The 23779-nt window shown below is 45.1% G+C and carries 16 protein-coding genes; 6 read left to right on the forward strand and 10 right to left on the reverse strand.

The features are described from left to right. Positions 1–185: 185 nt before the first annotated feature. Together AC1DUD_RS20255 and AC1DUD_RS20260 are read right to left on the reverse strand one after the other, a co-directional pair. Positions 186–857, reverse strand: a complete 672-nt coding sequence (locus AC1DUD_RS20255) for a Y-family DNA polymerase (RefSeq protein WP_477377672.1) — start codon at positions 855–857, stop codon at positions 186–188. Continuing rightward, positions 850–1575 (reverse strand): ImuA family protein, encoded by a 726-nt coding sequence (locus tag AC1DUD_RS20260; protein ID WP_477377674.1) that lies wholly within the window; start codon positions 1573–1575, stop codon positions 850–852. The genes AC1DUD_RS20255 and AC1DUD_RS20260 overlap by 8 nt, the downstream gene beginning before the upstream one ends. Positions 1576–1785: 210 nt before the next feature. On the opposite strand from AC1DUD_RS20260, the gene AC1DUD_RS20265 reads away from it, so the two are divergent. Genes AC1DUD_RS20265 through AC1DUD_RS20275 form a run of 3 tightly spaced genes read left to right on the forward strand, consistent with a single transcriptional unit; the run spans position 1786 to position 2955 of the window. Beyond that, positions 1786–1932, forward strand: coding sequence for a hypothetical protein (locus AC1DUD_RS20265; protein ID WP_477377676.1), 147 nt, complete (start codon positions 1786–1788; stop codon positions 1930–1932). A gap of 32 nt (positions 1933–1964) precedes the next feature. Further along, the gene (locus tag AC1DUD_RS20270; RefSeq protein ID WP_477377679.1) at positions 1965–2720 is read left to right on the forward strand and encodes a hypothetical protein; all 756 of its coding nucleotides are present in this window, start codon (positions 1965–1967) and stop codon (positions 2718–2720) included. A gap of 10 nt (positions 2721–2730) precedes the next feature. After that, a complete protein-coding gene (locus AC1DUD_RS20275; protein WP_477377681.1) occupies positions 2731–2955 on the forward strand; it encodes a hypothetical protein in 225 nt (74 codons plus the stop codon). Between the two features lie 739 nt (positions 2956–3694). On the opposite strand, the gene AC1DUD_RS20280 is transcribed toward AC1DUD_RS20275, so the two are convergent. Continuing rightward, entirely contained in the window at positions 3695–4177 is a 483-nt protein-coding gene (locus AC1DUD_RS20280; protein ID WP_477377683.1) for a hypothetical protein, read from the reverse strand. Between the two features lie 460 nt (positions 4178–4637). On the opposite strand from AC1DUD_RS20280, the gene AC1DUD_RS20285 reads away from it, so the two are divergent. Further along, positions 4638–5549 (forward strand): S1/P1 nuclease, encoded by a 912-nt coding sequence (locus AC1DUD_RS20285; protein ID WP_477377685.1) that lies wholly within the window; start codon positions 4638–4640, stop codon positions 5547–5549. 202 nt (positions 5550–5751) lie between these two features. Beyond that, positions 5752–7215, forward strand: a complete 1464-nt coding sequence (locus AC1DUD_RS20290) for a glycosyl hydrolase family 28-related protein (RefSeq protein WP_477377687.1) — start codon at positions 5752–5754, stop codon at positions 7213–7215. A gap of 193 nt (positions 7216–7408) precedes the next feature. Here AC1DUD_RS20290 and AC1DUD_RS20295 read toward each other — a convergent pair whose 3' ends face one another. Genes AC1DUD_RS20295 through AC1DUD_RS20305 form a run of 3 tightly spaced genes read right to left on the reverse strand, consistent with a single transcriptional unit; the run spans position 7409 to position 15076 of the window. After that, positions 7409–7909 carry a hypothetical protein gene (locus AC1DUD_RS20295; RefSeq protein WP_477377689.1) on the reverse strand — a complete coding sequence of 167 codons (501 nt, stop codon included), beginning with the start codon at positions 7907–7909 and terminating at the stop codon, positions 7409–7411. 10 nt (positions 7910–7919) lie between these two features. Beyond that, positions 7920–11648, reverse strand: coding sequence for a DUF6443 domain-containing protein (locus tag AC1DUD_RS20300; protein ID WP_477377691.1), 3729 nt, complete (start codon positions 11646–11648; stop codon positions 7920–7922). Positions 11649–11665: 17 nt separating this feature from the next. Next, positions 11666–15076 (reverse strand): RHS repeat domain-containing protein, encoded by a 3411-nt coding sequence (locus tag AC1DUD_RS20305; protein WP_477377693.1) that lies wholly within the window; start codon positions 15074–15076, stop codon positions 11666–11668. Positions 15077–15329: 253 nt separating this feature from the next. Between AC1DUD_RS20305 and AC1DUD_RS20310 the strand changes: the two genes are divergently transcribed. Beyond that, a complete protein-coding gene (locus AC1DUD_RS20310; protein WP_477377695.1) occupies positions 15330–15506 on the forward strand; it encodes a hypothetical protein in 177 nt (58 codons plus the stop codon). 130 nt (positions 15507–15636) lie between these two features. Here AC1DUD_RS20310 and AC1DUD_RS20315 read toward each other — a convergent pair whose 3' ends face one another. From AC1DUD_RS20315 to AC1DUD_RS20330, 4 genes are all read right to left on the reverse strand, one after another. Then, positions 15637–18690 (reverse strand): gliding motility-associated C-terminal domain-containing protein, encoded by a 3054-nt coding sequence (locus AC1DUD_RS20315; protein ID WP_477377697.1) that lies wholly within the window; start codon positions 18688–18690, stop codon positions 15637–15639. Positions 18691–19066: 376 nt separating this feature from the next. Beyond that, entirely contained in the window at positions 19067–19456 is a 390-nt protein-coding gene (locus tag AC1DUD_RS20320) for a hypothetical protein (RefSeq protein ID WP_477377699.1), read from the reverse strand. Positions 19457–19545: 89 nt separating this feature from the next. Next, a complete protein-coding gene (locus AC1DUD_RS20325) occupies positions 19546–20061 on the reverse strand; it encodes a hypothetical protein (protein WP_477377701.1) in 516 nt (171 codons plus the stop codon). Positions 20062–20095: 34 nt separating this feature from the next. Further along, the gene (locus AC1DUD_RS20330) at positions 20096–23770 is read right to left on the reverse strand and encodes a DUF6443 domain-containing protein (protein WP_477377703.1); all 3675 of its coding nucleotides are present in this window, start codon (positions 23768–23770) and stop codon (positions 20096–20098) included. Between the last annotated feature and the right edge of the window lie 9 nt (positions 23771–23779).

A 23779-nucleotide genomic window follows, 5' to 3' on the forward strand; every position in this document is an offset into this window, starting at 1 on the left:
GATCTGTCGTAATCTATTCATCTTGATCGGTTTATTGGACATGTATTCGCTGGTTTTGTTTATCTAAAAAGCTAAACAAAAACCTTGTCCACAGAAACCTATCAATACATTACTTTAATCTCTTTTGAGGGGTCACTTTCGTCTGGCGAAGAGGGGTCACTTTGCTTTGGCGAACGTGGTCACTTTCAACTGGCAAAGGGGACCTTTTTGATCTGGCCGGATAGGGTCATTTTGGTGTGTTTTATCCACATATGCACGAAACGGCTGATTTTATCCAGGCCCAGGTTCTGCAGCTTGATCAACAGGTCGGTGGGCAGACGGAGCGCCGAGGGCGGCAGCGGTAACAACGCGTTCCGGTGCCCTCCTTCTGCAACGATCAGCTCTTTTTGTGCGCAGCGGGCAACTCCCCAGGCGCAACCGATGGTGTCGGCAATCCCCGGACGAACGTCATAACCGATGGCCTTTAGCCTGCCGACCATATCTTTCAGGTACCCGCGTTCCCCTCCCCGGAGATGTGCGCAACCTGTAATATCCATTAATAATCCATCGGGGGGGTCCAGCATAATCAATGGTGTATAACGCAGGCACCACTCTGCCAGGCCGCCAAGCAGTTTCAGTTCGCGGCCTTTTTTATGGTCCAAAACGAGCAGGTCCGGCGTGATAACCTTTGCATCGGCCACGCTCATCCCCTCTTCAATGCCAAAGCGCTGGGCAGCCGCGGCAGCCGCTTTCACAACCATCCGTCCGTGATCCGGTTCCGCAAAAACAAAAGGCTTTCCCCTGAGCTCGGGCTGGCGGACCGCTTTCCAATCCGTCAGCAGGTAACGGAACCAAAGGGACAAAAAACGCTTAGGCATACTGTTGCGATTTTTCAGGTGTGGCCAAAGGCGTTACTGTCCGAAACTGCTGCCGGTACCATTCCAGGATCCAGGTACCGGGGGTGCCGTTCCTGATCTTTGTTAAATCAACCTGCCAGCGGGGCAAACCAACGCCTGGCACGCCCGTCCGGAGCTGGCTGCGGACGGGGCGGACACGCCAGCGCGAAACGCAGGCTGTCACATGCTCTTTTTTTACATCCTTCCGCAGCACGAAGCCTGTTACGTGGCTTTGCTCAACGGCCAGTTGCAGGCGGCGGGATTCCATAAAACTGAGGTCATGCGTCTCGCAGACCACCGCTGCAACGCCCTGGCATTTCAGCGCTTCCTCCATTACCCAGAGGACGTCTTTCTGCAAGGGAACATCTACGAAGATCACGCGATCCGGGTTCAGCCCGAACCGCTTCAATGCGGGCGGGTAGATCCGCCTTGTATAACTTACCCATACACAAATCCCCCCTTTTTCCAACAGTACACGGAGTATCCCGGCTATCATGCCGCCACAGGCCGCCGTTTCAACGGGCCGCCGGCTGATAAATTCATGGATCGCCCCTGTCGGAAAAACCTTGTTAGGGAACGCTGCTTCGAGCGGACCGAGGCCGATATGACCGGACTCGCCGGTTGCTGCGGGCCTGAAGCCCTCCCAGGCCAGGATATCCTGCCTGAGCTTGTCGATAATTGCCTGTTTCTCGCCTGCCATAACATTTCAATTGGGGACTACAAAACTATGCTAATATTTTTAGCAAATTACTATACTTTTTTACAAATTTTTTTCACCTTTGTTTTAAATGAGAAGTAAGTTATTTAACGATAAGGTAGTTAGCGTAAAAACAAGCTCAGGACGCTGGGTCCAGCTCGTCCGGACAGTACAGGTGGCTATTGGCTGTATGAACCGGTACCGGAGTTGGCATTGGGGAGAATATTATTTGACCAGGAGGAAAACTGGATTTATGACGGCGGCTTGCTGGATGTAAGCGAACAGGAAGATGTCGCTGCCGTTATCACCGGCTGTCAACGCGAAATGGATGAGTTACTAAAAAGTATAAAGAGCGTGTGACCTGAGGTTAGTAACTGAATTTGACAGGAACCATGGATGAGAAATTTGAAATCATAAGGCAAGATGGTGATGACCTGATCTTTTTAACGGAAACGGAGATCATCTTAAGAGTAATTACGCCTGCACAAAGGGTAGCCCGCGAAAGTTGTGATCATGTGGTGTTTGAGCTTACAGGAAATTATATCAGCGTGGTCATTAGTGACCTTGACCTGTCTGATACATTGTTTCCGGTGACGCTGGTGTACGACTTTTTTATCTTTAACAGTGAACCTATAAAAACAAAATCAACAATAGAAGACATCGGGGCGGCAATAGAATACTATTGCACCACGAATCTTAAAGCCTGTATAGGACAAATTCAAATTATGGACCTGGACGGCCTGGAAGCAGTGATCGCGGATAGCGAAGACGAACCTGCTGAAAAAGTTGTATATGATTTTAAATATTTTGAAGGGAGGGAAAAAAAGCTGATCTACCTGCCGGACGGCAGTTTTAAGATGGGTGTCGAGGAACGTGAGCCGGGGGAAACAGAAAGCGGGCCGATCCTGTCGGCCATCCTGTTACAGCCCTTTGTTGATGCCCGGCCTTTGCGTTTTAGCTATGACGATTGGGAGATCAGGTCACGATATGTGTTTACGATATTGGCCTGCGAACAGACAATCGATGGCTTTATGAAGCCAAGGCCGATGTATTTTGATGGGCTTGACTTCTTTTTCAGGCAGGTACTGAGAACAAATAATTATTTGCCTGCGTTACCTTATCATTCCTATTTGTTTAAAGATGAGTAAGAAAATTATCATGAAGAGCCATATGGATTATTTGGATTCACTGTCGGATCAGGACAAGGCTTACCGGGAAAATCTTTCCCCCGGTGACAGGGCGTTATACGACTATTTCGGCAGTATGCCGGCGAAATCAAAGAGCCAGGGCGGAGCTTTTAAGCTGGACGCCGCTATCGGCCCGGAACTGACCGTAGGTGATTGCACACCGGGGCTTTGGACGAAAATTGGGCATACAGGCTAACCGGCGGTTAAGCAGTCAAGTTCATATACCCGCTTTACACGAAGCCCATTTTCAAAACCGTACTTGTTATTTTTACCTCACTGAAAGGAAACCGGATGCATTTACAATAAACATGTATAATTTTCCTCATGCTTTCGTGACGAGGAATGGCCGCTGGCAAAATCATCCGGTTAATAAAATGGAAATGAGTGCAGGCCTGCTTGTGGCGATTGCGATGGCTATAGGAGAGCCGGTTATTTAAGGGCAGGTTGTTCGTGATTCCCAAGGCAAACAACAAAATGAAAACTTCCGTGTTTAAACACTCGTTATAATACCATGCCCGTTTCTATCTTTCAAAACAACTACAAAAAGAACATCATATGCCCCCCGTGCAGGAGCATTGCAACCCGGAGGATACCCAAAGAAAGAATCATTAAAGTGGGTATTTTTCTGGATGCCGGTAAAAAGATACATGTGCAGTAAATGCCGGCATAAGTTTTATACCAGGGACGAATAAATATCGGTCTGAAGCCAGGCCGTTTACTGCCTCTTCGCACTCCGAGATACAAAAAGTAATCGGAAAATTATACGATAGCCTAAAGCTCCCTGGATCAAACCCGATAAATGAAGCGCAGAAAATGCCGTTTTAAACTTTTCGGATCGCTTGGCATGTTGCCTGATCAATCTTTAGGGGTATTAAATAACCAACTTTTACGCCACGCTTCCATGAAGCGTGTCTTTTACCGGCGGAAATTGGCAGTTAACAGGGAAATTCGTCTCTGATCCGGTTATGAATGATGATCAGGTCAAGGTCGCACTGGAGACGGGCCGGATCTCGCAGTTCGACTGTGCCGAACAGGTGCTTAACTGCTATTTTATACAGGACAATCAATACCAGTATGGTGATAAAGCTGAAAAGCCAGCGGTAAAGCTGCCCGCCGCTGAAAAAGTCATTGGCATAAACGTAGAAGCAGATGAAAACGGCGAAAAGCGCAGCTGCAATCATTTTCTTCTGTATTGCTTTGCTCTTTTCATGGCGATTCGTTACCAGATCATCGTTAAGACTGATCAGTTTTTTCCTGAATTTTTCAAGTTCATCTTTGTTGCGGTGGCATAGCATTATGCCATTTGGATCATCATTAGATAGCAGCAGGTTGTGGCAGCCGGAGGGAAGCAATTGAAATTGAAATGTACGGGTTGCTTCGTTGAATATTACAGGGGTAGTTGGTGATTGATCATTCATCGGGATGCTAAATTAATAGTTGTATATCCTGCGGACAAACCTTTTTTATTGCCTGTTGATATGAGTCGCCGGGATGTGAGAGGTCCGGTATCTTATTGTTAGAAAGAACACATTATCACCTGTGCATTAGCCCTGGCAATCGGCTGTTAAAATAAAAGCCCCTAAACGCTCGCCGCCGGGACTTTTCCTAAACCTTATCACATTGAGGCTTGGGTAAGCCTCAATACCCAAATATCGCGATTTTAATCAATAATTAAAACGTTCTTAATTATTAAGATTACCTGGGGCTATTCCCTTGGTAAGGCGATACTGCATACGACACCTGACGGCTAATTATTGGCTGCAGCCATGCCTTCCGGATTTCCGGGTTATTGTTCCCTTAAAAATACTTTGTGTGTATCTTGTTATTTATTACATAAGTTATTAAATTACAATATATTATAAATCAAATCCTTACACAATGAAGAAGACATTCCTTTCTTTGCTGGTGCTGGCCCTGCTGGCGGCACCTGCCCGATTACTGGCCTGGAACGGCATCGGTCACGGTACCGGCGGGGCGCTGACCTATTACATCCTGAAAAAAGGCAATCCGGCGCGGGTCAGCAAAATACTCGCTACACTCACCCTACACCCCTGGTACAATACAAAATGGCATGACAAGCTCGCCGGGCTTACACTTCAGCAAAAAGAAGTCGCCTTATTTATGCTGGCTTCCACTTTCCCTGATGACGCGCGAAACACGCCTTATGACCGGCCGACCTGGCATTACATCGATTACCCTTTCGCGCCTCCCGGTCAGGGTGGTAATCCCCAACGGCCGCCGGTGCCCAACGCTGAGACAAAAATCGATTCCCTGGCCCGGGTGCTTAAAACCGCGCCGGAAAACGCGGATAAAGCCATCGGCATTTGCTGGCTGCTCCACCTGGTCGAAGATATACACCAGCCGCTGCATGCGACGGGCCTTTTCACCGGCACTTTCCCGCATGGCGACCATGGCGGTAATTATGTCTTTATTAAACTTAGCCCTGCTGCAAGTCCGGTTAAGTTGCACGCCTACTGGGACGGCCTGATCAAAGGTTCTTTCAACACGATTCCCGCGCTGGCCTGGCAGCGTTTCAAAGACAGCCGGTACGCTCCGGCCAGGTTAACCGAACTTTCCGCACACAGAAAGTTACACGAATGGCTTGTCTTGGAAAGCTTCCCGCTTGCCAAATCCTATGCTTACGACAACGGTGCGGTCAACGGTGACAAGAACCATCCCGTAGCGGTCGGCCAGGCCTATACCGACAAAGCCAAAGTGATTGCCGAACGCAGGATCGTCTTGTCCGGCTACAGGTTAGCCGGTTTTTTGACGACGATATATGCCGGTTAATGCGGATCTCAGCGAAGCTGTATTGAGCGCTTTGGAATGCACATCTGCTTATTGCTAAAACCTTATATCACGGCAGAGACAGGTTATTCGTCCCCGGACAGCGCAGAGGACTACAGGCATGTTTTCTTTTTGATAATTAAATTTACTGGTAATATTATTTACTGTATTTTTACCGATATAATAAACGTAATCCTCCAAACCTATGCCTTTATGCGCAACTATTTCAGCTTTAAGAGCTTATAATAACTTCACCGACGTCGTTTTTTTACAGGGGTATAGCTTGACCGGGGACGGCGGCGAAGGCCTCTTTTACTGGGACAGTGCAGACAGCACTTCGCCTGATAACGACGGGACGATTGTGAAAGTCACGGGCGTGAGCAGCGGCAGATGGAAGCGGCTCTATTCGGACAGCCTGAATGTTAAATGGTTCGGAGCCAAAGGAAATAACATCAACGATGATCAGCCATCTCTGCAAAAAGCCATCGATGCGGCGCAGACCCTAAAACAATCTTTAAGGATACCTGCCGGTTATTATTATATCGCCTCCGGCCTGGTTATCGGTAATATCGGGGATCCGTTTATCACCGAAAAAATAACAGGGGCGGGAAGAATGAATACGAAGATCACTTACGATTCCACCGTGGCCGGGTTTACGGCAGTGAAAGTTATAGGGGGCTCAGGAGGCCTGACTTCCGGTTACTTAAAAGACATTGCTTTTGTCGATAAAAGTTCCGATAAAAATCCCTCGGTTACTACCGCGATAGAGGTTGCCGGCAAAGGCGGGTACCGCATCATAAACTGTGCATTCGGCCGTAACAAACTGGGGATTTATCTGCATAACCGGGTTGCCAAGGAGTTTACGGAATATGTCGTAGCTGAAAGGTGTGATTTTACAGTCGAATGCCTGCAGTCATTGCGATATTACAACGAGCCGGGTGCGGACAGCAGTTTCCATGGATCCGGTCTTTCCGGGTGTACGGTTAATATTGCCACGCTTAATACTTTACCTGTCGTAACAATTGATGGAAGCGCATACCCTTATAACGCGCCAATGGACCTGCAGGTGTGGTCACTGGGAAGCGGGCAAACAGTGATTCAAAACAATTCATCCCGGATAGCACAACTGCATGGTGCGATTACATTCGAAGGCGGATATGAGCCTGTACAGCCGGATCAGTCGGACGCCTGCAAAATTTTCAGGGCGGCAGCCGCTCAGATATTTTACCTTGGCACAGTTCAGGGAATTACCTGGTTCAACCTTGGAGATGTAACGCTTACAGATGTACTGGATGTCACGGGATCAACGACGGGAAACCTGGTACGCTATAATAAAAAAGCCCAGTCGAAGACGATAATCCTGAATCCCGGGGACAATGATACTGGAATAAATGTGGGGGAGTTTACCGACAGCGACCTCCTCAGGATCAGCTTCCAGGCGCCGAATTTTGACTGGCGTGATTTGCTGTGCGGCACCCACGATGGATACGGAGCACCCTCGGGCTATGTCAATATCCTCGCGGCGATCAGGCATTTTAATGCTTTTGGCTACCAGGCTCCTGTATATACGGTCAATGCTTTGGGAAATCTGATTATTTCTATGGCGGGTATCCAGCCGGCTACCATAAAGGTGGTTATTAACCTTATCCCGTTGGCAAAAGTTTTGTAAAATCGGAGAAAGAAAAACAGTAAAGATTTACCCTTCCCTACTCCGGATGGGTAAATCTTTACTATTCTAATACTGGGCGCCGCGGTGTATGGCACTTTTAGGTTCGCTTTAAAGTTTTCGCAACAATATTTCTTGCTCTTAAATGGGTATTGACTTTACTCCATCCAAAGCTCGGGACCTTTGGTGGGCCTGCTTATAGCTGCATACTGCTGATGGAGTAATTAAAAACCACGGCATCGCTTGCTTTTATATTTAAGTAAATAGCGTAGAATTTACTTTCATTGGGTTTATATATACCAAAATTCCTGTGCTTATTGAGAGATATTTCTTCAAATGAAGATAAAATCCCCTCTTTTTTACAAAAAGCTACAAATTCATCATAATGCATATTTAATGCTTTAGCACTTGGCGACATTTCACCGTTCGGGATATAAAGAATTATTATTTTTTTGTCGTTTTTGTAATCGAGAAGTTGCAGAAATGAACCGTCAATTATGTTATGTTTATTAGATAGCCCTAAGGGAATCTGAAGTTTAAACGATTTATCTTTTATTATTGTCCCATCAATTTTCATGGAAATTTTATTATCATTAACATATTCCTGAAAATTACTGCTATTTGTACTCGGTATATGCTGATCCGCACACCCAAGAAACAACATAAGAATGCAAATATTGATAATGTATCTGGTCATATTAAATTTATTAATGTAATCCGTTAATTTTCCGAACAGCTTTTTTGAAATCCTCGAAATTGACAGGTTTACCTACCGCACCGCTCGCATTATAAAAGCCTATTTGCTTAGTTACCTTTTGCACTGTTTGTGTTCCTCCTATTGTACTGCTTGAACCTGTTCCGGAACTATTTGCAGATACATTATCAACCTTATAGCCTAATACTGCGCTCGGCCTGTTATTGGGGCCATCTGCACCATAGCTCTCTGTATCACCCCTTTTGCCGGGAGTGCCGCCTTTTTTTCCTGATGGTATAGGAGTTCCAATTTCAGTAATATTCCCCTCCGCATCAGCAGTAGTGGGGTGTGTATGAACATCGTAAGAACTCTTTTTTCCTGCATTCGACAATTCCTCGTAACTCGTAGCAAGCTTCACTGAACCGTCGCGGCCTGATGTTTTTAACGAGGAGGTTGTTCCATCTGTAGCGACAGCAAAACCATATTCTTTTCCTGTTGCTTCCGTTTGAGCATACGCTTCATCCATTTTATCCAGAGCCTCGTTGGTTGGATCTGCAACCACTTGACCTCCAGCAATAGCGGCATCGACCTTGGCGGCCTTTGAGCTTGTAGTAAGGACAATAAGTTTATCACTCGAACCATCTTCAACGTGCTTTACGTTTTCTCCATCGAGATTGTAATAGTCGGTTAACATTCCATCAGGATCAATAAAACGAATCGGATTATTTTCGGTGTAATTGTATGGGCTGTGTTTCCTGGACTTCTCCGCCAGCGGATCCACACCCATCCATTTACCAATCATTGGGTCGTAATACCGCGCGCCATAGTCATATAATCCGGTCTCTTCCTGTAGTTCCTTATGATTATAAAGGTACTCATTTTTAGGTGATATAATCTGCTGCAAGGATTGGATTGTATAACCGAAAGGATAGTAGTCGTTTTGTTGCAACAGCTTTGCTGTTTGCTGTGTAAGGTCTGCCGGATCGGGGGTGAGCGTTACCCTTGTGTTTCCTAAATGATCTTTTAAATCATATTCATATACGTAAGCTGTTCCACTCTTCCTCGCCCGCCCTTCTTCCGTCTGGATGAATGCTACAGCCGAGGTGCTGTTATCGTATTCGACACCTTTGTCATATTCTGTTGTCGTCGTTGTCCCGCTTCCCGACACGTATATTTTTCGTAGCTTATTCCCTCCGGAATCATAAATATAACTGATCGTTGCGGTAGTGCTTCCCTCCGCCTTGGTTATGACTTGCGGAAGGTTGAGTAGGTTATATGTGATACTGCTTATTCCTTTGTTAGAATCTTTTAACTCGTTCCCATTCCCGTCATACGTATATTCGTTCGCTACTTTTACCGGATCCTGGAATCCGGATGCACCGGTGTATGTTGAGGCGTCATCGATCCGATTCACACGGTAAGAGTTGTACGCATCTGAATATAAATAACTCAGCGTATCGATCTGCATTTTCCCGCCGACATTATCATACCTGCCGAGGCCTGTGATATTGCCCATGTTGTCATAGGTCACGTTCTCCCCGTACAGGTTGTCTTTTGCGGTGGCGCTGCTTGTTGATACTGCTGACCGCAGCCTGTTCAGGTGATCGTAGCCATAATCATAGATTTGCTTAACGGGTGTAATCGTCGTTCCTCCGATTACTATTGGAGCCGACTTCCATGTTACTGTTGCTACATTCCCATTGTATTGTTTGGTTACGGAGGTTGTGCCATCATAGCTCAATTCTTCCCCAAACTTATCATTGGCATCCGTACTGGTTAATCCCCCGTCATTGCTTAAACCGGCATTATTGATATTGGTCAGCCACCCACGTGGATTGTAGCGGTAATCTATGGATTGCAGCCAATTTGTACCGCTGTTTATCGAGTGCAGTCGCTTTAGTTTTAACTGGCCTACTTCATTGTAGTCACTCCTTGCCAGTAAAATAGTAGCTTGCGAAGCATTACTGCCATCACGCATCTGGTGACTGGTACCAAGCTTACGCCCCATATGATCGTAGCTATAGTAATTTGTTGCTGTTAGTGTCAGTACACCGGCGGTTCCGGCAGCATTCTTTAAATAATGCGACCGCTTCACCATTGTTGGTTGATTTAAAAAGTTGTAGGCAGTGGTATCAACATTATAATTATATGGATTCAGCGCAGAAGATCCGCCGATATAATGCTGATTAAAGGCCTTGATCACTTTCCCGTCATCATCATAATACGGAACGCTCCATAAATAGTCGCCGGTTGTGTTCAACACCAGCGTTTTGGAAGCGGTAAGTAAGCCGGTTGTTCGTTTGCTATAACCTGAAAGCGTATGCAGGTCATAATTGCCGGGAAGACCCGGGATGTTAGTATAACTGTCATAGTAGTTTAGGGTTAAAGTCGTTACCCACGTTGCGGGCCAGGTATTGGTCGTGTATCCGTTGCCCGTACCTATTGGCGTTTCCCATAGCGCGCTTTGTACGTCCGCGAAGCCCTGAACGGCGACGTGATTATCGACGCCGGCAGTAGAGCCATATTGATAAACGCCGGTCAGCACAGTCCTGCCCATAGCATCATACTTGGTGATCGTCCACTCCTGCGGCGACTTCATCCGCTGTACGGAATCCTGGGTGGCGACCGGCTGATCAGCTTTGTTATAGATAGTATATTCCCAGCCTTTACCCGGGATTTTCTTTTGTACCAGGCGGTTCCTTGTGTCATACCTGTATTGATAGCACCGGTAATCGAGCGTTACCTGAGCGATGGCCGCTGTTGCATCCGGGCTGGCACCCGGCGGCAACACGAAACACAGATTGCCCAAATCATCGTATACGTAATAGGTAGACAGCATTTCCGCTGTTTTTATTGGAGTTGCAGTAGTTCCGGTTACTTTGATATTGTAGGTTCGTTTAAGTAACAGGTGCCCTTCTTTGTCCTTATATTCTTCAGTCGTATTGAAACAGCCGTCGGAAGGCTGCCAATTCTCATTTCGTGTGATGGTTACAAACAATTGATTGCTCGAATAGGTAGCATTGTTCCCTGACCGGCCAAGCGTCCGGCTTTGGTTACTGTTAATTGCGGCGGTATACAAAGCGACTTGCCTGCTGCCATTATTTCCCGTTATCCCGGAACCAAAGGTCGTTTGATCATTGGTTGTTATGACAACCCTGACCGAATGGCCGTTACTCGCCGCGCTTGGAGTAGTTCCTAACTGCCAGGCCGTTCCCGCTGAGCCCTGTTCAATGACCCGGTTTAATGGGGATGCCTCGAATGCGGTTTGTGCAAGCGGAAAAGCCGTGTTGGGTACACCATTGGTTTGTTGCGTTACCGTCGTGACGGGATTTCCGGACGGGTTATAAAAAAGTGCGACACCTGCACCGGTGGAAAGTGCATCGGTACGATAGCTGGCATAGGTAGTTGTTGAAGGTGCATATGGGAGATATTTTAGGCTTTCCCTGCCAAACTGATCATATACAAAAGGTTGGACGATGTCTTTTGCGCTCGGCGAAGACTGTCGTTGTACAGTTTGCAATGGCCTGCCCAACCCATCAACATATTGGATGGTAGACTGGACGGAATCTTTGTTCGTACTTAACAAATCAAGTTTAGCGTTTGTAGATATTGCCCTGTTCGCAATTCGTGTACGTACATAATTCTGGGTTGTTGTTATTTGTGCATGTACGGTAAAGGTGCCGAGGAGCGTAAGCAGGAAAGCCAGGATGCTCTTTTTATAATGCTTATTGTAAGAATACATGGTAGATAAGGTTAGGTTTATGGACGATAGTTATAATCGTAACTCTGTAAGATGTTCCCGTATTGATCTTTTATGTTTTTCAGCCTGTTAAAGCTGTCATATTCATAAAAAGATGCCTCCCCTTTAGGATCGGTGACGCTTGTCAGTCCAATTTGAGGATCGAAGGTATAGGTGGTCATTTGCGCAGTCGCAGGATAAAACCGCACATCATCGACAGGCGCTGGCAGACTGATCGGATAGCTCGTGCCGCTCACGGTAACCGGTGTAACCACCAGCGACCATACCCCGCCTGATTTGGACCAGTAAGTCAGCAGGTAGTTTCCGGCACTTAGCCCGGTCAGTGTTTTTGCATAGGTTCCTGTCGCCAAACTGTAATGCCCTGTTTTGGAATCATTCAAAGTGCTGTTTCCGGCACCTTCCTCGAAGCTTTCATAAAAGATGTTGGCACTTACGGCATTTTTGGCTTCTGCTACCGGATAATGCTGATTGTACCCCCATTGATAAGCAGTGACCGGTGCGCTCGATTTGGACACTTCCAGCAAATTTCCCTTACCGTCATAATTACCAAACTGCACCCTGGTCTCCAGTGCCGCTGAAAGTGTTTGAAACTGGATGGTTTCCGGCGTTACGATGTTTCCCGGCGCATCCCATACCCGGTAATTGGTACGGAAACGTGAATTGAATACACCGTTTGTATATTGTTCGCTCTCTACAACTGTACCAACCATATTCTTGCTGACCATAGAATCGATGGCCACGCTGGCTGTTGTACTTAATCCGCTGATCTGGCTTTTGTCCTGGGCATATTTATTGACCGTTTTAAGCACGATCGCTTTGCTGTTCGTCAGCTCTGTCCGGGTTACTAAGCCGTGAAGCGGGTTATCGTAGTAGTAGTTGGCAAGGGTGGCATTGGGATTCGCTCCGGCCTGATCATACTGTGTTTCTGTTTGCTGTGTCTTATAGATCCAGGGGCAGATTATTTTGCTGTCAAAAAGATAATAAATCTCATAACCGTAGGTATTACAGTATGGGCAGCTATCTAATTCTGAACCTAAAGGACAGTAGCATTGGTTGCAATTGATATGACACATATGGTTCAGCAGCCCGGCTTTAGAATTTAGCTCGAAATAACCGGTAGCTGTTGGCGATAAAGCCGTCGCAAGGTTGTATTGAATATCAGTTTGCTTGAGCAGTACATTCGATGCGTTATATACGAGCTCTTTGGTAAGGTAACCTCGATAGGCATCGTAATCGTTCAGATATTTACTTCTATAGGAGTCTATGTTCGACGCAACAACACTGTTGGTTCCGTTCACCATACTATCCAGACCTAATGTATTTGGATAGTTGGCGGCAGTTGTGTAATAGCTTTCTTTTCTCCCTCCGGTGCCGTCTCCTTCTTTTTCAGTTACCTGACCATAGCCAATATAATTCCCCTGGGTCATGCCCAGATAATTAGTAGGCCCTGAACTTCTTACTAACCAACTGTATCCCCACGCGGGGTTAATTTTCTGGCTGGTCAGGCTTATCGGTGTTACCAACACCCCCGATGACAGGGTGGTGTCGGATGCCTGTTTGTAATTGAATGTTTTTTGTGTGCCGCTTAGCGTTGTTGGGTCAACGCTTACAATTTTTTTAATCCGGATACCTCCGCCTTGTTTAGTGTGTATATAGCCATCGAGGGAATAGTACTTGACCGTACCCGTAGCCGTTTGCGTGAGGCCGTCAACCGTGCTGACCACTTCATAATTTCCTACGGCGAACGACTGCGTCACCGTAAGCGTCGAGGTGATCATCGTCCGGCTGTAAACATTTGTTCTCGTACCGTTGGCATTGATCAGGTTGATTTTGACGCTTGGGCCGTCCTCCACCGGTGGTGCGCCGCTGTAGCTGCCCTGGGTGGTTATCGTAACTGTTTGCGCTGCATTGATGGTAAAAGCAGTGGTCTTGGAAGGGATGTTTGTTGACGAGGATCGTGTAGCCGTCGCCTGGGCCTGTTTTGAGGTTTGTAGCGGGTCATTGAGCGTCACGCCATTAACATTGCTGTAATCATTGCTCTCATACGTGAACTGGGTGGTGCCTCCGGTCGGATAGGTGGTCTGGTTCAGGCAGCCGATGATTGCATAGTTCGCATCAGGATCCCGGTTGCCGTAATTAGTTGCAGCCTGGTTGGCGACGTAGGTGCCATAGATGGCGGGATCAAGGTATGGCAGCAGGCTCCCATTGGTTTTGCCGTTGTAATATCCCCAAAAATCCTGTGACAGCGACTTTACTGATGGTACGGATGCCGGGCTGTTGTAAGCAAAAACATATTTCCTGGAAGTCGTACTGTCAGCGGAATACTCAACTACCTGATCTAATTTCAAACGGCAGTCTTCCGGTGTCGTGGTCGTACTGTTACCGAAATAACTTTGATTCAGCACCACCTTTTTGATGACATTTGCGCTATTGTTTTTTACCACAAATTCGGTGATCCTTCTTGCGTTAGGCATATCCTTACGGTCTTTCAACGTATAAAAGGTTATGGTCTCAAATGGTGTGGTGATCTTCGTCAACACTTTCGATGCGACAGTTATATAATTGGTTGCAGCTTTCCATCCGGGATTGAACTGCTGCGCATCCGCGTTTGCTGAAGTGTTGGCATGATCAGATTCATAGTATTGGCTGAAGTAGGTATCATCATCAGCATAGGTCAGGGTGATGTTTCCGGCAGGAGTTATAATCTTGGAGAGATACCAGGCAGAGGTATAGCTCAGTATTGTCGGGGGGGCGTTATCGTCTGTTGTCGTTTCTTTTGCATCGAATATGTACTTGATCCCCTTATCGTCAGTGATCTGGATACTGCTTAAAGCATTATCCATTACTTTGATTTTAAGCGCAGGCTGGGCTGGTATAATATGAGCCGCATGGCCCGCAGTCGCATCGATGACAAATTTCCCGGAGTTTCCCGCAAAATTATAATAGAACATATCGGGCTGATCATCGTAGGTTCCGTTGCAAAACGATTGGGTTAGCAACAATGAGCTGGCTATATATGCATTTGTCCACGTTGCATGACTCCAATAGCCGAGGCCGTTCTCATCCGGCCCGCCCTTGACAGAGCGGGTGATCGCCCCTCCGGCGTTAAGCGCCCAGTTCAGCCCGATATTACCGGATTTCTCTTCGACCTTAAGTCCCTGGGAGTGGTACGAAACACTGATGGGCATTGAAAAATCGCCAAGCGAAACAGTGTACAGCGGAATGCTCACGCTCGGAATACCGGCATACAATCCGACGGGAACATCACCATATTTTCCAAGCGTTGCCGCGTTAGGCGATGGCGGTGTCACTTTGGGCAGATCCATTCTTGGATCATAGGTTGATGTTTGTGCAAATATGCTGTTTGAAACTCCTACGAGCAGCACTAAAAAAACGAAGGCTCTCTTCATGGGAAATGAGATAAGGTACAAGGTTTAATTACTTGATTCTAAGCTAAGTAATTGCAGCAAGAAAAAGTCACCACTTTTTAGCCGAAATCGACCACATGATGATAAAAAAAGGTGATTTTATTGTCATTTTGTCTTCAGATAGTTATGCTCATTGGGTATTAGGTCCATAAAAGGCCACTAAGGATATTTTTTTTGAGCTTATGATTTTGGTCCGTCTGGTAATAATTTTGATACCTTTGAAAAAATTCTTGAGATGAAGCGAAAAAAGAGGGATCAAACCTATGTCGAGGCCTTATTGAAGTTTTTGTTTATCCTTGTGCTTTTATTTTTCTCCAAGCGGATACTTAAAGTAAGGAATGAGGATAAAGCCATTAAGCTAACTCCTGTGGTTGAAAATTCTGCCTTAAAACGTGCAGACTTGACCTGGTAAATTATTTTTCTTCCAAGGGGTTGTCGTGCTTCGTTGCACCGTTTCATTTCAGACCTAACCGTTCAGTAAAGGATAGCTTAGTTTAAAGTATTCGTGGCGCAGTCAACCGCTTACTGAGGTCTCAGGAAGATTAATAAAGCAAGGTCACAAAACCTGTCATCTTTTTGTTTACTGTTTTTTGGAATATAACATAGTAATAAACGCCTGAGGGCAGGTTTTTTCCTTTATATTGCCCGTTCCAGGGTTTGTAGAAGCCATTACTTTGATAAACCTTTACCCCATGCCGGTTGAATATTTGCACCTGAACGTTCGGATCATTTTCTATTGCCGGAATCACCCAGGTATCGTTTGCGCCGTCATTATTGGGTGTAAAGGTGTTGGGGATAGCGCTTTCATTACATTGCGCCGAAACAGTGATCTGCTTCGTTGCCTGGCAGCCGTTGTTATCGATCACCGTGAGCTGGACAACTTGAGGCTGATCGACGCTGAACTGCGCCCCTCCCTTTACACCGTTCCAGAGATAAGTCGAATAACCTTCGTCTGCGTTCAGCACCACGCTTTGGTGTGCTGAGGGGCAAATAACAGCATTGGGGATATTGATCACCGGCAGGGAATAAAAACTCAGGTCGAAACTGATGTACTTGTAGCAACCGGCCCCGGAGGTTAAACCTACCCCATAAGTGCCCGGCCGGGTAATGGTGATTTCATCGGAACTCTGCCCGTCGGACCATTGGATATGGCCGTCACTGTAAACAGCTTTCACCGTCACCGGTTGTCCCTCGCATAAGGTTTGTGTCGTACTACGTTGTATTGTTAGACTGGGTTCGGGATTAAATGTCAGGGTATACTCGGTTGAAACGTAAAAACAAGTATGGAGAATCGTACTGGTGACGACTGCACGGTAACTGCCTGCTGTTATGGTGTTGATGGTGCTGCGGTCATCCCATTCCGGCAAGGGAACACCGTTATTGGTCCAGTTTATGGAATAATCTGGCGATTGATTTATACCGGCGCTGATTTTGGCAATATCCCCTGCGCAGTAACTGGTCTTGTCCGCAGTTAGTTGCGGGTCAGGTAAATGTACCAGATTAACCTGAACGTTTTTGGTCCTTACCCAGCTCCCTTCACAGGAGCTGACTTCCAGCGCATACGAACCGGAAGCGGTTACGATAAGTTCATTACTGGTCGCACCGTTTAGCACACCATCCTTATACCAGCGGTACTGGTATGACGGATTTAATGTCGTTTTCAGTACCGCCGAGGGTTCATTACAATAGCTCAGCACGTCCGGATAATCAAATGTAAATTGAGGTGAGGGTGTAAAAGATAAAACAGTCGCTTCTGAAATTTTAAAACAGTCGCTGTTTTTGGCCATCAATTTAACGGTATAGCTACCGGGTTTAACCACCTCTATTTCCTGCTTGTTCAAATTTTCGGTTAACGGCTCGCCGTCTCGGTACCAGTTTATATTATAGCTATCGTCTGGCGGAACACCGGAATTTAAATGAGCTGTTTCTCCTTCGCAATACATTAACTTGTCAGGAATGGCTTTGGCCTCAGGCAAGTTGATAAACTCAACACCGGTTTCTTTTGAGGGCACCCAGGTTCCGTCACATGCGCTTACTTCAACTTTATAAGTCCCGTTTTCCCTTACCAATAGAAAATTATCTGTTTTATCCAGTAGTTCGCCATCTTTATACCAGCGGTAATGATAGGCCTGGCTGTAATCTGTTTCCAATTTTAATTCGGAGATACCGCAATACTGTTTATGATCTGGGTAATTAAAACTGAATACCGGGGCGGAGATCACCTCTACTTTCAGGTGGTTGCTGTCAAAATGAAAATTCTGGCAGGGGTCGTACAAAACGGCATAATAGTCGCCGGGCTTGGTGGTTACCAGTTCGATGCCGCTTTCTCCCAACAGTTCCTGTCCGTTACGGTACCATTGCACCGCAGCGTTGCCATCGTTATATTGATCGGCTAAAAGATGAGCCTCAGTACCCTCACAAATACGTTTTAATGCGAGGTCATACGGCTCATTTTCAAAAGAGATCAGTTTCGCCTGCTGGTTATTGAGCGCTGCGGCGTAGTCAGGCTTGATAAAATAAAGCCCGTTATCAGTCGCGAGCCAGAATCCGTCCTCGCAAACCGGTTCCCGGGTCGACTTCGGGTAAACTGAAATATCGTTTACCCGGATATTGTCAAGCTCATCAAAATGACTAAGTGTGAATTCATTTAACTGGTTATTATTCCCATAATAATCGTACATGGCCGTGCCGTAATACAGCCCATGATCTGTTCCTACTAGCATATTCTCCTTGATCAACCCCGCATCAAAGAAAGCATGACCGTTACCGAAAGCCGTAAGCCCGTAAATACTGGTGATCTTGTTTACCTGGATATTATCCAGGTAATGTTTAAAATTATCACTCGCATAGTAACTGCCGCTATTTTTTATCTGGAACATTCCCTTATCATTGCCCCAATAGATATTCAGAAAGTTGGGATGGATCTGGGAATCATAAATCGTCGGGGTAGTATAAAATGCGGTATTAATATGATCACCAAACGTTTGTCCATCCAGCCACACATAACCCGGAAAATAAGTATGATCGTCAAATACCAATGTCGGAATAAATCTTAGTGTACCTGTTTGCGGGCCACTGGAATCGTAAGTACCGCTGTGAAATAATTTTTTATAGGTCGCTTCAAATATCTGGCTGTCTTCCTTATGTGAACTCAGTATCAGCTCCTCCGTATCCATATTATAGCGGAACATACCGTTAAAAGTCCCTATGAGGAGCACATTAGCGGTCTCGGTTAAAAATATCCCGCTATAATCAACACCTATGGAATTGATATCATCGACAAGCCCCTGGGCTGCGGAGATGGTATTAATGACTCCCTTTTTGTATTGTATTACCATTTTATTGCCGGTCGCAATAAAAACGGTGTCCGCACTTTCACCGGCGATATCTGTGAATGTTAAATCATGATATGCTGAAAATTTACTGCTAAAATCATCAATCTGTTTAGTGGTGCTGCTTATCCGGAATACCTGGTTGTGCTCGGCCAGTACCCAGGCGTAAGGATCATGGAAGTCACATTTTACTTTCAGGATTTTTTTTCCGGTGAGTAATTGCGTATTGACATGAAGGGAGATATCACCTTGAGCACGGGCCATATGACCGCAAGCAAATAATATTATCAAAAAACACAAACAGCTTTTGGCCACTTTTAGGAATTCGTTATTGAATTATTAAATTCGTCCGTCACTTTATTGAGAAAATATTCATTCGTCATCTCATTATCAAAAGCGGTTTCAAAAAATTTTCTTCAACCTCCGCTTATAGCCAGTTGAACAGGTTACATTTACTAAGATTTCAAAACTTTGTATTGGTCTTGAATCAAACTCAATCTGGATATTTCAATATTTCCTTTTCCGCAGATATTCCTTTCTATTCCATCAATCGCTATCTCCACGGTATTCAAAAAAAATTCCCGGTTACCATGAAATAATACTTTTATTTTTATTATCAAATATATTTATACCATTTCGATTAAGAACGGTACATCAAAGAGGTTCTAAAACCATCTACGCTTCCACTCGAAAACATGGCTCTCTTACAAAGCTTATCCTGCAAAAGCCTGGCATCTTTTCCCACATAGGTAAAATCGGCTGTAAAATCAAACCCCGGATAAAAATTCACCTCAGGGATTTGCATATTTATTACCTTGCTTACGGGCAATAAGCGGGGACGCTTGCGGCAGCGGGCATTCATTCCAACCGGGTCGTTAAAGGCAAAGTTATACGGCATCCAGTCTGCGAAACCATTAATCAGGGGATCGATGCAGTTAAAACACCCCATTTGCTGCGTATTCGTGCTCCCGGGTGTTGTAGCTGTTTTCAAAGAACGAAAGGAACGCTCGCACCAACTTAGGGCATTCATAATATTTACACTAAAAAAAATCTATGATTTGACGTTTAAATTAGTAAACATCAACGTTTGCTAATCAAGTTCTTTCATCTTTTGCAACTTTACAGTTTTCTCGGTTCGTCGTCTGTTCCATTTTTTCTTTGTTTATTATAGCCTCTCAATAGAATACGTATTTGACCGCCCTCACCCATTTTAGCAATCTTCAGGCTTTCAATTTCTACCTGCGAAATAAAGAGGGTTTCGGGGTTAGAAATAATCCTATCGTTTACCATCACCTTATTTTTTCGAAATTTAAGTTGAATATGATACATTGCAAATATGTCATACAGGGATAACAACCTGCAATTTTGCTTCATTTTAATAACGATAACTCCATCAACCCCGAACAATTGACATAGAACCTCTTTTTGAGCAGACCTTAGTGAGTAAGTAGAATCTCTTTCCGATGGGGCAACAAATGCATTTGTCGTTGCAATTGATTCCTTAGTTGCAAATTTAAGTATATACAAAAACTTAAATTCCTCCTTGGGAATCGTATTCGAATCCTCCGAGATTTGTCCAAAACCTCGATTTGAAAAAAATAATAATACTGCGATAAAATAAATTTTCTGTTTCATATAAAAATACGTTGTATTTCAATTTATTGTCAATTTAACGAACACCTTCTACAATATAGGAATCATTGTTAAAAGCAGATGGAGGTCTATATCCATAAGTGCCTGTGGCGGGGTTGTAAAATGCGTAATTAAAACCTGCATTAGGACCATTAATAAAATAACTAAACCCAGTAATCAATACCTCATGTCCCATATGGGGACGGGTATTGTAAGACGCTAGAACAGGGAATCCATAGGATAGTCCCTTCACTATATTATTATCGTAACCTCCTAGTAAAAACTGGTCAAAAAACGAGCTCTCTAACTTGACAGGCAACCCTGCGCTTAAAATTTGTCCATATTGATAATCAGTGATTACCTTGCTATTAATTTTAAATTTTCCGAGTAAATCCAATCCGTCTATTTTTTTTCCAAAATATCCCATCGCAGCAGCTGCTGAGAAAAATTCGCAACTGTTTGCAAGTTGTTTGTTTGCAGGGTCACTTATCGGAAGGGTTTCCCCCGGCAAGTGAAGTAAATTACCTGCATATGCAAAAGGGTCCTTTTTCTGATCAGCATTACCGATACCTGGCTGTGAGCTAAATAATCGATCTTGCACCATATCATCTTTCCCGTCCACATTCGCCCGGTTATTGTTTTGGGCGCCTTTATTGGATTGCATATTATCATTATTGCTCTGATTAGTCCCATTCATCGGCGACTCCGGATCAAGGATTACAAGCCCGACGGAGTAGCTAGTATTATAATACGAATGTGTGCTATAGCCATCGGTATATGTCGGGCCAGTATCCATACCATCAGGGTCGATAAACCTAAATGGATTATTCAAGGTATAATTGTAGGGACTCCATCTCCTCGAGGTTTCAGCCATTGGATCAACCACATTCCAACGGGCAATTATCGGGTCATAGTATCTCGCTCCAAAATCATATTCACCAAGGTCTTTTTGAAGCTCCTTACCATTATACAGGTAAATATTATCCGGATTAGGTGTCACGCCCTGACTATAAGTGATCTGCCTGCCAAATGCATAGTAATCGGTGGTCTGTAGTATTTCATCTGTAGTTAGCACACCATTATTATTCTTATCTCCAAATACAGCCCTCACGTTCCCCAAATGATCTGCAATATTGTATTCAAAAATATAAGCTCCGCCAGCACCGTTAGGTGTCGCCCTGCCTTCAGGGGTATGTATCAATTCAATTGCATTGGCAACATATTCTATCCCATCCACATAAAAGCGATCTTCTACTGTCGAGCCGGCTAAAGTAGTTAATCGTTCAAGTCTCTTGCCAGTCGCGTCATAGGTATACTTGAGTACCTTCGTCCCCGTTGTGATATTGATCTGTGCGGGGAGATTCAGCTCATTATACAAAACGGGAGCCGTTATTGTTTTTTTACTATCGGTTAGCTGGTTGCCATTTGTGTCATAGGTATAGCTACTGTTGTATGCTTCTGTGCCCGTGGCATCCGATACACTCATCAGCATATGGCTTCTGTTGGCACCGTTCATATAATTATAGACCAAACTATTCAGCGTGGTGCTTGTCCCGTTCTTACGTGTTAGGGTCAGTATATTCCCCAATTCATCGTAGGTGATAACTTCGTTATACGAAGTATTGTCCGTAGAGTTCTGTGCCTTATAATCCGCATTTGTCAAACGGTTCATCGCATCATAGGTAAATACATATCCCTTATATTGTTGCGGAAGGGTGATATTCGATGACCATTTAGCCTGCCATTTGATATTGCTAATATTACCGTTATACTTTGCGGTACCACCGATACCATTAGTTACCTGATCATAGTCAATGTTCTCTCCAAACAGGTCCAGTTGAGTGGTATAGGTTTCATCCTGAGTGGCGGCTGAATTATTGATCCGGCTCAGCCATCCCCTCGAATTATAACGATAGTCCACATGCTGTATGAATCCAGAACTTGGGGGCATCCCGGTAGCAGTGCTATGCAAATGTTTGGTGATCAACTGACCTAATTCGTTATAATCGTTCTTGTTTATATTAACTGTCGTACCCATAACCGTCGGCGTGTTATACTGCTGTTTCAGTAATAACGGCCTGTTCATGTGATCATAGCTTGGAGTTGATATGATGGTAACAGCCGGCGTTGTTGTTGAAGTAAGATAATGTTTACGGGTAGTTTGTGTACTCCTGCCTTGAAAACTATATTGATTTTCGACAGCATTCAATTTAGTAACGGATATTCCACCGCCTTGGTAGTGCTGCTCCAAGGCCTTTACTACATTCCCTTCTTTATCATAAATTATCATCGAAAACATATAGTTGCTTGTCCCCAGAACATTGACAAGTTTTGCTGTTTGCAATCCTCTCGGATTTTGTTCCAGGGTATCAATCGATATTGATGGTGCGGCAAATACCGATGTACTCGGATTTACAGCTGTATTGCTTAAAACATCATACTTATCATAATAAATCACCGTGAGTACCTTGCCACCTGTACCGGTCAGGTCAGGGTAACTGATGTGTGTATAACCATAGTTCGCTGTAACGTTAGTAAACGATTCAAAAGTAGCATTAACGGAAGCATCAGCCGATGATTGCAAACTGCTCCTGGACGCCGCGCTGGTTAGCTTGCCGGTCGTTATGACCCGGCCCAATGCATCATATTTGGAAACCATCCAGATACCCAGGTTTTTCTGATTGGCATCCTGCGTCATAATAGGCTGGTCTTTGCTGTTATAAACAATGTATTGCCAGCCCTGTCCCGGTATCTTCTTTTCGATGGGCCTCGCAAGATCATCATAGTGATACCCATAAAAATAATTCAAGAAAACAGTACTGCTTTCAGTAAAAGAAGAGGGTATGGCAACTGCCGTATTGGAGCCCGATGCCGATGAAGCCGGAGGGATCACATAGCGCAGGTTCCCCAAGTCATCGTAAACATAATCGGTGACCACGTAGGTGCCGGGACCTGATTGTACCTTCCTGCTGATTACCCGATCTTCAAAGTCCTTAAATAAAATTACCGCATTACCATCTTCGTCAATTGTGTTTGTTACGTTCAAACTTCCGGCCGGATAGGTTGAGCTTTGCGAGGCCCCGGTAGTAGCGGTACTTACCACCCAAAGCTTAATAGCATCGGCAGTTGTATTTACCGAATAATTTTGCGTAATGGTATGACCGCCACCAATCTTCCAGGAAAGACCTGGTGCACCTTGTTCAACAGGCCGATTTAATGGCGAAGCCTCAAACTTCGTTTCCGCGTAAGCCACTTGTGTAGCAGTAGGAATTTGCACTACACCCGTTGTTGGTGCATTATAAAATGAGGCTTGAGCGCTTGTTATGGCATCGGAGCGGTAATTCCCTGCTGTCCCTGTTGGCGCATAGGGGAGATAATTTTTTGCCTCTCTGCCAAAAGCATCATATGCTTTTGGTGATACAATGTCATTTCCTAAAGGTGATGCCTTCCATTGCACTGATTGCAATGTCCTGCCAAGTCCATCTGCATAGTCGATGCCGATCTGAACTTTAGATTTATCTGTACTGGCCGTTTTTAGCGTGGCGTCATCGATCACGCCTTTAATCCTTGGTGCGGTGGTAACTACATAATTCTGATTAACAGACTGGCCAAAACTTGTGAAATGACCTAATATGATCAATAGTGTAAATGTACAGGTTTTTATTGCTGCAAAGAACCTGTTGGTTGCTGGTGTTAAGGTTTGCTTTTTCATGGTTCCTGC

This window comes from Mucilaginibacter sp. P4_A11, from assembly GCF_056402535.1.

Coding starts and splice junctions, on each gene's coding strand:
- AC1DUD_RS20255 (WP_477377672.1), bottom strand. CDS start 857: ATGCCTAAGCGTTTTTTGTCCCTTTGGTTCCGTTACCTGCTGACGGAT.
- AC1DUD_RS20260 (WP_477377674.1), bottom strand. CDS start 1,575: ATGGCAGGCGAGAAACAGGCAATTATCGACAAGCTCAGGCAGGATATC.
- AC1DUD_RS20270 (WP_477377679.1), top strand. CDS start 1,965: ATGGATGAGAAATTTGAAATCATAAGGCAAGATGGTGATGACCTGATC.
- AC1DUD_RS20275 (WP_477377681.1), top strand. CDS start 2,731: ATGAAGAGCCATATGGATTATTTGGATTCACTGTCGGATCAGGACAAG.
- AC1DUD_RS20280 (WP_477377683.1), bottom strand. CDS start 4,177: ATGAATGATCAATCACCAACTACCCCTGTAATATTCAACGAAGCAACC.
- AC1DUD_RS20285 (WP_477377685.1), top strand. CDS start 4,638: ATGAAGAAGACATTCCTTTCTTTGCTGGTGCTGGCCCTGCTGGCGGCA.
- AC1DUD_RS20290 (WP_477377687.1), top strand. CDS start 5,752: ATGCCTTTATGCGCAACTATTTCAGCTTTAAGAGCTTATAATAACTTC.
- AC1DUD_RS20295 (WP_477377689.1), bottom strand. CDS start 7,909: ATGACCAGATACATTATCAATATTTGCATTCTTATGTTGTTTCTTGGG.
- AC1DUD_RS20300 (WP_477377691.1), bottom strand. CDS start 11,648: ATGTATTCTTACAATAAGCATTATAAAAAGAGCATCCTGGCTTTCCTG.
- AC1DUD_RS20305 (WP_477377693.1), bottom strand. CDS start 15,076: ATGAAGAGAGCCTTCGTTTTTTTAGTGCTGCTCGTAGGAGTTTCAAAC.
- AC1DUD_RS20310 (WP_477377695.1), top strand. CDS start 15,330: ATGAAGCGAAAAAAGAGGGATCAAACCTATGTCGAGGCCTTATTGAAG.
- AC1DUD_RS20315 (WP_477377697.1), bottom strand. CDS start 18,690: ATGGCCCGTGCTCAAGGTGATATCTCCCTTCATGTCAATACGCAATTA.
- AC1DUD_RS20320 (WP_477377699.1), bottom strand. CDS start 19,456: ATGAATGCCCTAAGTTGGTGCGAGCGTTCCTTTCGTTCTTTGAAAACA.
- AC1DUD_RS20325 (WP_477377701.1), bottom strand. CDS start 20,061: ATGAAACAGAAAATTTATTTTATCGCAGTATTATTATTTTTTTCAAAT.
- AC1DUD_RS20330 (WP_477377703.1), bottom strand. CDS start 23,770: ATGAAAAAGCAAACCTTAACACCAGCAACCAACAGGTTCTTTGCAGCA.